Source organism: Streptomyces sp. AC602_WCS936 (assembly GCF_019049125.1).
Lineage (GTDB): Bacteria > Actinomycetota > Actinomycetes > Streptomycetales > Streptomycetaceae > Streptomyces.
This window is the reverse complement of the sequence record NZ_JAGMUF010000100.1, coordinates 1-228: the sequence shown is the minus strand read 5'-3', so window position 1 is coordinate 228 and position 228 is coordinate 1. Positions and strand designations below refer to the sequence as shown.

At 66.2% G+C, this 228-nt stretch carries 1 protein-coding gene; it reads right to left on the bottom strand.

Annotated features, from left to right (window positions below):
• Window positions 1–228: phosphopantetheine-binding protein (locus KUM03_RS29200; protein WP_217253145.1), on the bottom strand; the 228-nt coding region annotated here is incomplete at both ends.

Here is a 228-nt window from a genome sequence, read left to right as displayed (position 1 = left end):
GTGGTGCCGGCGGCGTCGGTGATGAAGGTGATGATGTCGTCGAGGGTGCGTAGTTCGGCGAGTTGTTCGGGTGCGGCGTCGGCGGAGCCGGGGAAGCGGTCGCGGAGGGTGCCCATGATCTCGACGCGTTTGATGGAGTCGATGCCGAGGTCGGCTTCGATGTCCATGGTGGTCTCGAGCATGTCGGCGGGGTAGCCGGTCTTGGCGGAGACGCTCTCCAGGAGCACC